This window comes from Pseudobutyrivibrio sp. (assembly GCF_015057185.1).
Classification (GTDB): domain Bacteria; phylum Bacillota; class Clostridia; order Lachnospirales; family Lachnospiraceae; genus Pseudobutyrivibrio.
In genome coordinates, this window is record NZ_SVEV01000016.1 from 74,403 (window position 1) to 83,122 (window position 8,720).

The window sequence follows — 8,720 nt, forward strand, 5'->3', positions numbered from 1 at the left end:
ATAAGGTGTTCAGTTTTTGAAGAACTTGGCCTGCGGGAGCATGCTAAAATCAATAAGCTGAACACCTTTTTATATTTTTAAAGTAAGTGTGCTCTAAGCTCTTCGCCTGATTTCTCTGAAAGATATGCAGGTGGAATATCAAGAATTGTTTTGCAACCCTTCATACCTTCAGAATTCATGCGGTATGCAGCACGTGCTACAGCGATAAGTACGCTTGTAGTGAATTCAGGGTTAGAATCAAGCTTTAAGCTATATTCGATTATGTGATTATGCTCTTTGTTTGCACCAGTTTTACCGCTGCGGAAAACAAAGCCGCCGTGAGCCATGCCACTGTGATTCTTAAGAAGCTCATCTTCGCTGATGAAGTGAACAGTAGTGTCATAATCAGCAAAGTAGTTTGGCATTTCCTTAATTTCTTTTTCTACAGCAGCTGCATCAGCACCTTCCTCGAGAACAACGAAGCATTCTCTTGTGTGCTTTTGGCGTGTGGTAAGTTCAGGATTCTCACCATTTCTAACTGCTTCAAGAGCAGCTTCTACAGGAATAGTGTACTGTTTTGCATTTTTAACGCCTTTGATACGGCGGATTGCATCAGAATGTCCCTGAGAAACACCCTTACCCCAGAATGTATAATCGTTACCATCAGGTAAAATAGCATTTGAATATACTCTTGCAAGTGAGAACATTCCAGGATCCCATCCACATGAAATAACAGCAACCTTGCCTGCTACTTTTGCAGAAGCGTCGACATTTGCAAAATGCTCTGGAATTCTAGCATGTGTGTCAAAGCTATCTACCACGTTGAATAATTTGGCGTATTCTGGTGTCTGGGTAGGAAGATCAGTAGCACTTCCGCCACAGAGAATAAGCACATCTATTTTGTCAGTCCATTTTTCTACCTCAGTAGTTGATACTACAGGGATGTTTGCTGTAGCAATTTTAACAGTAGCTGGATCTCTACGTGTGAATACACATACAAGCTCCATGTCTGGTGCAGACTTAACTGCAAGCTCAACACCTCTACCTAAATTTCCGTATCCGAGGATTCCAATTCTAATACTCATAAATTCTATCTCCTTTGACTTGGTTTTATCATTTTAAATCTTATGCAATCGAAACGCAACTGTATATTGTTACTGTAATATTTTATTCTGGTTTCGGTATTCTTTTGGAGTAATACCAAATTCCTTTTTGAATATTTTATAGAAGTAACTAAAGTTGTTGTAACCTACATCTGCACTAATGTCTGTAATTGGAAGCTCTGTGTGGGTTAGAAGGTAAGCTGCATAGTTAATCCTTTTTTCCTGAAGTAAATCTGTGTAAGTTCGACCGGTGCGACGTTTGATGATTCTGCTGATGGTGTACAAATCTGTATCAAGCTCTTGGCAAATATCTGACAGTTCTCCGTCCTTGTAATGTTCTTCTATGAGGCTAAGTACCTTCATCATGACTTCATCTTCGAATCTATCACCACCGATAGTTAAGTTTTCGGTGTTCTGCAATAAATGCATGAATAAAAGACCTACTGTAGTTTGAGTCAGCAATCGTTGGTTCTCTACAGGATAGAGTAGTGAATATATAAGGTTTTCCATTAGATTCTGTATAGGTAGTATGTCTGCTATTTGGAAATGCAGGTAGTCTACATGCCCACTGGTGCTTTTTAGGCAATCTATAATGAAATCTCTTATCATTGAATTTTCTGTGCCTAACATCATGAGAACATTGTCAAAGAATTGAGGCAATATCATAATGTTTACAGCAATATCATTTTCTCTGGCAGGGAAAATTTCTTGTGTGGCATGCTGGTTCATTAAAAGAAGCTCACCTTGTCGCAATATTACTTCGTTTCCATTAACTTTATGCCTGGTAAATCCAGAGAGCATATAAACCATTTCAACATAGTTGTGGCTATGTTTAGGAAAATGGGCAAAGCGAGTATGAGGTCGAAGGTCAATGAGCTTACCTTGCTCTAATAAAAGAGCCGCATCGATAACTGATGAATTGTTATTACTATAAATAGAAGTGTTGATGCCGCCGGCGCCTTTTAATAATTGTCTTTCTTCTGGAGTGATTGCTCGCAGCTTTTCTAATATGTCTTGGTTCATAGTATCTCCCGAGTTTTTGTCTTATATAAATATGACAGCATTTGGTAATTGTGCAAAAAAAGACAGATATAAAATTATTCAATACTAATAATCATAGTACCTCAAAGTGCAAATTAGGTCAATAAATTTGCTAATTTAGTAATATATTTGGCAAATAAAGATAGATATACTATTAAATAGATAAACACGAAATAATAAAGGGAGGTATTTATGAGCACTTATTATGCAGCAGTAGATATTGGAGCATCTAGTGGACGCCTCATGCTCAGCTCAGTTGAAAATGGCAGAATTGAGCTTGAGGAAGTTCATAGATTCTACAATGGTCTCAAGGAAATGGACGGACACATGTGTTGGGACACAGAGTATCTATTTGGTGAGATTAAGACAGGCCTTAAAAAATGTAAGGAACTTGGAAAAATCCCAAAAACAATCGGAGTTGATACATGGGGTGTTGACTTTGTATTACTTGATGAGAATGACAAGCTTATTGGTCAGGCAGTTGGCTACAGAGATTCTCGAAATGAAGGTATGGATAAGGAAGTTTACAAGATTATTCCTGAACCAGAGCTTTATGCCAGAACAGGTATTCAAAAGGCAATCTTCAATACAATTTATCAGCTCATGGCAGTTAAAAAGGAGAACCCTGAACAGCTAAAAGCTGCAAAGACATTACTTATGATGCCAGATTACATGCATTTCTTGCTTACAGGTCAGAAGGTACAGGAGTATACAAATGCAACAACAGGTCAGCTTATTAATCCTGAAACAAAGGATTGGGATTATGAGCTAATCGAAATGCTAGGCTATCCAAAAGATATTTTCCAAAAGGTATCAGTACCAGGTACAAGTCTTGGATTCTTTAGACCTGAACTTGTTCAGGAGATTGGATTTAATTGTGAAGTAGTGCTTCCAGCTACACACGATACAGGATCAGCAGTTCTTGCAGTTCCTTCAAACGAAAAGAACACACTTTACATCAGCTCAGGCACATGGTCACTTATGGGTGTAGAGGCTATGAAGGCAGATTGTTCAAAAGAATCATATGACCTTAATTTTACAAATGAAGGTGGATATGATTATAGATTCCGTTATTTAAAGAACATCATGGGCCTTTGGATGATACAAAATGTGAAAAAGGAATTAGAGGACAAATATTCATTTGCTAAGCTTTGCGAGATGGCAGAGACAAGTACATGTGATTCTATTGTAGATTGCAATGATGATTTGTTCTTAGCTCCTGCATCAATGATGGATGCTGTTGCTAAATTCTGTAAAGATTCAAATCAGGCGGTTCCAGAGTCTCCGGCTGATTTTGCAAGAGTAATCTATCACAGCCTTGCTGTTTGCTACAAGAAGACATTAGAGGAAATAGAGTCAGTTCAAAAGGTAAAATACAACACATTATTTGTTGTAGGTGGCGGCTCAAATGCAAAATACCTTAATGAGCTTACAGCAAAGGAGACAGGACTTACAGTTTCTGCAGGTCCAGGAGAGGCTACAGCTATTGGTAATGTAATGGTTCAGATGCTGGCAAAGGGCGAGTTCAACTCATTAGAAGAAGCCCGCAGCGCTGTAGCAAAATCATTTGACGTAAAGTATTACAAGTAACATAAAACTTTAAATAGCCTGTAGTTGACAAACTCTGACTTTTACTCAAGCGAAGCATTCCAAGCTGAGCGGAGTAAAATGTCAGGTTTGTAAACGTAACAGGCGAGCCAAAACCTAAGGAGGATAATAAAATGTTAGTAAATACTAAAGCTAAAGTTGGTGTATTTTCAATTGCACTTGGAGCATACTTACCTCAGTTCCCACAGTTGGTACCTGAATTCGAAGCACAGTATGCAGCATTTAAAAAGACAATGCCAGATTCAGTAGAAGTAATCGATGGCGGAATGGTTACCACAAAAGAACAGGCTATGGAGGCAGGAGATAAGTTTAGAGCAGCAGATGTTGATCTTGTATTCCTTCAGATGCTTACATATGCAACAAGCTACAATATGCTTCCTGCAATTCGTGATTTAGATGTACCTGTTGTACTTGTAAATGTTCAGAAGCTCAAAGCTCCAGATTATGCAAATACAGATATTCCAAAGTGGCTTGGAGAGCTTTATGCTTGCGGTGCTGTAGGTGAAGCAGTAGCAGATTTAGAGAGAGCTGGAAAACGCCATGCAGTTATCACTGGAGTTGTAGAAGGTGGCGATGAAGTCGTTGCAGCAGAAATCGAAGATTGGTGTAGAGCAGCTCAGGTACGTCGTAGATTTAGAGATACAAACATTGCACAGATTGGCCGTCCATACCCAGGTATGATGGATCTCTATATTGATGAGACAAACCTTTATAATAGAATGTTCCTTTACACAAAGCAGTTCGACTGGGAAAAAATGTGGGCTATCGCTGATGATATTACAGATGAGGCTGCAATCCGTGCAAAGGCAGAGGATATTATTAATACATTTGATATTGAAGGCGGTGCAACAGTTGAGACTGTTTGGGATATGGCAAAATATGTTGTAGCCTTCGAGCAGTGGGTAAAGGATGAAAAGCTTGGTCTTATTGCATCTCACTATGATGGATTTGCACAGGGCAAGGCTGGTGTCCTTGATTCAATGCTTATTCCAGCATTCTCAATGCTTATTAAGCAGGGTACTGCTTGTGCAGTAGAGGGTGATATGAAGGTTGCTATGGCTATGTCTATTCTCAAGACAATTGCAGGAACTGGCCAGCTTTCAGAAATGTACTCTATTGATTTCAATGAAGACATTTGTATCATTGGTCACTCAGGCTCAGGTGATGCTGATATTTCTCAGACAAAGAAGCCTACAATGAAGATTGTTCCAGTATTCCATGGAAAGACAGGTGGCGGATACCTTACACAATTCTATCCACCAGTAGGCGATGTAACTTATCTTGCTATCACACAGGATAAAGATGGAAACTTCAAGTTTGTCGTTGCAGAAGGTGTTAACGAAGAAGGACCTATCTTTACATTTGGTGACACAAATATGCGTACTCGCTTCTCTATTGGAGCACGTGAATTCGTTAACAGATGGAGTGAGGCAGGACCTACTCATCACATGGCAGCAGCTGCAGGACGTCACATTGACACAATCCTTAAAGTCGCAAAGATTTTAAATGTTCCTTGCGAAATTGTATGTAGATAATCTCTTATTATTCTTTCATAAAAACAATTTAGTAAAACCCACCGTTTCTACGGTGGGTTTTGCGCTTTTTTATTGCGTTATAGTGGGGGAACTGTTAAAATAATACTAGATATTGTGGTGTTTGCAAATAGGAGGGGGTCACTTGTGGACGGTACCTATTTGCCACGGGGCGTCCATCGCGGAACGATTATTGAATGGACGCTGTTTTCCAATAAATTGTTTAGGGAGGATTGTATGAAGTGTCCATTTTGTGGTAGCCAAGATACTAGTGTAATTGATTCTAGACCAGCAGACGACAACACATCTATTAGGAGACGCCGCTCTTGCCCAGAATGTGGTAAGCGTTTCACTACCTATGAAAAGGTAGAAACCATCCCTTTGATTGTAATTAAAAAGGATAATAACCGCGAGCCTTATGACCGTACAAAGGTAGAGCGTGGTGTTCTTATCGCTTGTAGAAAGCGTCCAGTTTCTGCAGCTCAGATATCAAAGGTAGTGGATGAAATAGAAACAGAAATCTTCTCATTAGAGGAAAAAGAAATTCCTAGTACTAAAATTGGTGAGATAGTAATGGAACATCTTGAAAATGTTGATCCTGTAGCCTACGTTAGATTTGCATCAGTATATCGTGAGTTCAAGGATGTTAATACATTTATGGATGAATTAAAAAGGGTATTGGATAAGTAAAATAAGTTTCGTTTGGGGGTTAAGTATTTGCTTTTAGTACCGATATATAACGTGAAAAGCAAATATGGAGAGTTATTAGATGAATATTTCTGGTATTCGCCCATCAATAGGGTTCTATGATACAAATTCAATAAAGTTTAGACAGGATATCGGTTCAATGTCAATCAACGAGACAGAGGAGAAGCAAAATGTTGATATAGCTTCTACTTCAGTTAGCGAGGAAGATGTCGTAGCTACTAGAAAGTCTCAGAATTTTGGTGCCTATGATTTTGCAAAACAGTACAAACCTGATGAGCAGTTTGAACTCAAAGGTAGCGATAGTGATATCAAATCTCTTGACGTTGAAAAGGCCGTTAATAATATGCAAAAGGATTCCATTATCCATAGATATCAGTATTTTGTGCAAAACAAAGGAGCACAGAATTCAGAATCTGTTAATGATAAAGGAATCGAAGACTTTTCATTATAATAATTGAGGTTTTTGGGAGCACATCAATTGATGTGCTCCTTTTATTGTGTTACAATCGAGCCTATGAGTAAACGTAATTTATATCCTAGAGACTATATTGATAGTACATATTCAATTGATTTTGCAGAGCTTTACAAGCAGGGCTATAGAGGAGTTATCTTTGATGTAGATAATACCTTGGTACCCCATAATGCACCTGCTGATGATAGAGCAAAGGCTCTGTTCAAAGAATTAAATGACATTGGTTTCAAGGCCCTTCTTTTATCAAATAATAAGGAGCCAAGAGTAAAAACTTTCAAGGAGGCTGTAACCTATTGTTCCTATATATACAAAGCAGGTAAGCCTAGTGCAAAGGGCTACAAAAAAGCAATGGAACAAATGGGGACGGACGAGACAAATACGATTTTCGTAGGAGACCAGATTTTAACTGATGTCTGGGGAGCAAATAGAGCGGGTATTCGTTCAGTGATGGTCAAGCCTGTTTTGAAATGGCACGAAGAAATTCAGATCATATTAAAGCGTTTTTTAGAAGCTATTATTATGATTGGATACAGAATTTATAAATTATACGGAAAGGAAATCAAAAAGGTACCATTAAAATGAAAATTGTAATTGCAAATGATCATGCAGGAACAGATTTAAAGTTCGAAATTGCGGAGTATATTACTAGCCTTGGACATGAGGTTATTAACATTGGAACTGACTCTAAAGAGAGCTGTCACTATCCAGAGTTTGGAGCAAAGGCTGCTCGTATGGTAGCAAACAAAGAGGTTGATTTAGGTGTATTGATTTGCGGTACAGGTGTTGGAATTTCCCTTGCAGCAAATAAAATTAAAGGGATTCGTTGTGGTGTATGCTCTGATACAGCTACTGCTAGACTCATTCGTCAGCACAACAATGCTAATATGATTGCTTTTGGCGCACGTATTGTTGGAAGCGAGTTAGCAAAAGACATCGTAAAAAGCTTTTTAGAGGCAGAATTCGAAGGTGGCGGAAGACACCAGCAGAGAATAGATATGATTTCTGCTATTGAAAATGAAAACTAATTTTGATATAATTTTTTGGTCTATGTAGGCAGGGATTAGGCATCAGGCCCTAATCAATGCTGTTTTTGGCTATATTTTGACAAGAAAGATGTAGTCTGACTGAAATGAAATAAAAGTCAGAGTTAATTGCAGTTTACCTTTACTGTAGTTAAACCTACTTTAGTATTACCTGATGAAGTTAGTTAGAGGAGGAATATTAGTAAATGAACGTACAGGTAGAAAATCTTGAGAAGAACATGGCAAAGCTTACAGTCACAGTTGACGCAGCTGAGCTCGATAAAGCTATTACAAAGGCATATAACAAGCAGAAGAACAGCATTTCTGTTCCAGGCTTTAGAAAGGGCAAAGTTCCTCAGAACATGGTAGAGAAGATGTACGGCGCTGAGATTTTCTACGAGGACGCTGCTAATATTATTATGCAGGAGACATATCCACAGGCTTATGATGAGTCAAAGCTTGATATTGTTTCTCAGCCACAGATCGACATCACTCAGCTTGAGAAGGGCAAGGATTTCGTTTATACAGCAACAGTTGCTGTTAAGCCAGAAGTTAAGCTTGGTAAGTACAAGGGCGTATCTGTAACAAAGGTTGATTCAAAGGTTACAGCTACAGAAGTTAACAATACAATCAAGGCTGAGCTCGAGAGAGCAGCTCGTACAGTTACAAAGACTGGTAAGGCAGCTAAGGGCGACACAGCAGTTATCGATTTCGAAGGTTTCGTTGATGGCGTAGCATTCGAAGGCGGAAAGGGTGAGAACTATGACCTTGAGCTTGGTTCTGGTTCATTCATTCCTGGATTTGAAGAGCAGCTTATCGGTCACAAGGCTGGTGAGGATGTTGATGTTGAGGTTACATTCCCAGAAGAGTATCATGCAGCTGATCTTGCTGGAAAGGCAGCAGTATTTAAGTGCCACATCCACGAAGTAAAGGGCAAGGATATTCCTAAGCTTGATGATGAGTATGTAGCTGATACAACAGAGTTTGAGACAGTAGAAGAGTACAAGGCTTCTGTTAAGGAACGTCTTGAGAACAATAAGAAGGCAGAAGGAAAGCGCGCTCAGGAAGACGAAGCTATCGCAAAGATCGTTGAGGATTCTGAGATGGAGATTCCAGATGCTATGCTTGACTACCAGGTAGAGAACATGATCAATGATTTCGCTAACAACATGGCAGGTCAGGGTCTTTCACTTCAGCAGTACATGCAGTTCACAGGTATGACAATGGATTCATTCCGTGAGCAGGTTCGTCCAGA

At 39.1% G+C, this 8,720-nt stretch carries 9 protein-coding genes; 7 read left to right on the top strand and 2 right to left on the bottom strand.

What is annotated here, in order from left to right:
• Positions 1 to 77: 77 nt before the first annotated feature.
• Together E7276_RS08165 and E7276_RS08170 are read right to left on the bottom strand one after the other, a co-directional pair.
• On the bottom strand, positions 78 to 1,064 hold the full coding sequence (locus tag E7276_RS08165) for a diaminopimelate dehydrogenase (protein WP_294216115.1): 987 nt from the start codon (positions 1,062 to 1,064) through the stop codon (positions 78 to 80).
• Positions 1,065 to 1,133: 69 nt separating this feature from the next.
• A complete protein-coding gene (locus tag E7276_RS08170) occupies positions 1,134 to 2,105 on the bottom strand; it encodes an AraC family transcriptional regulator (protein ID WP_294216117.1) in 972 nt (323 codons plus the stop codon).
• A 210-nt stretch (positions 2,106 to 2,315) separates the two neighbouring features.
• Here E7276_RS08170 and rhaB point away from each other — a divergent pair, with 210 nt between their 5' ends.
• The 7 genes from rhaB to tig all read left to right on the top strand — a co-directional run.
• Positions 2,316 to 3,713 carry a rhamnulokinase gene (gene rhaB / locus E7276_RS08175; protein WP_294216120.1) on the top strand — a complete coding sequence of 466 codons (1,398 nt, stop codon included), beginning with the start codon at positions 2,316 to 2,318 and terminating at the stop codon, positions 3,711 to 3,713.
• A 131-nt stretch (positions 3,714 to 3,844) separates the two neighbouring features.
• Positions 3,845 to 5,266: an arabinose isomerase gene (locus E7276_RS08180; RefSeq protein ID WP_294216122.1), complete on the top strand. Its 1,422-nt coding sequence runs from the start codon at positions 3,845 to 3,847 to the stop codon at positions 5,264 to 5,266.
• A 234-nt stretch (positions 5,267 to 5,500) separates the two neighbouring features.
• Positions 5,501 to 5,953 carry a transcriptional regulator NrdR gene (nrdR, locus tag E7276_RS08185; protein ID WP_294216124.1) on the top strand — a complete coding sequence of 151 codons (453 nt, stop codon included), beginning with the start codon at positions 5,501 to 5,503 and terminating at the stop codon, positions 5,951 to 5,953.
• Between the two features lie 79 nt (positions 5,954 to 6,032).
• Positions 6,033 to 6,422 (top strand): hypothetical protein, encoded by a 390-nt coding sequence (locus tag E7276_RS08190; RefSeq protein ID WP_294216126.1) that lies wholly within the window; start codon positions 6,033 to 6,035, stop codon positions 6,420 to 6,422.
• Positions 6,423 to 6,485: 63 nt separating this feature from the next.
• Positions 6,486 to 7,025: a YqeG family HAD IIIA-type phosphatase gene (locus E7276_RS08195; RefSeq protein ID WP_294216129.1), complete on the top strand. Its 540-nt coding sequence runs from the start codon at positions 6,486 to 6,488 to the stop codon at positions 7,023 to 7,025.
• The gene (rpiB, locus tag E7276_RS08200; protein WP_294216131.1) at positions 7,022 to 7,468 is read left to right on the top strand and encodes a ribose 5-phosphate isomerase B; all 447 of its coding nucleotides are present in this window, start codon (positions 7,022 to 7,024) and stop codon (positions 7,466 to 7,468) included. Before E7276_RS08195 ends, rpiB begins: the two co-directional genes overlap by 4 nt.
• Before the next feature lie 203 nt (positions 7,469 to 7,671).
• Positions 7,672 to 8,720, top strand: a 1,049-nt coding sequence (gene tig / locus E7276_RS08205) for a trigger factor (RefSeq protein ID WP_294216134.1), incomplete at its 3' end; no start/stop codon positions are given.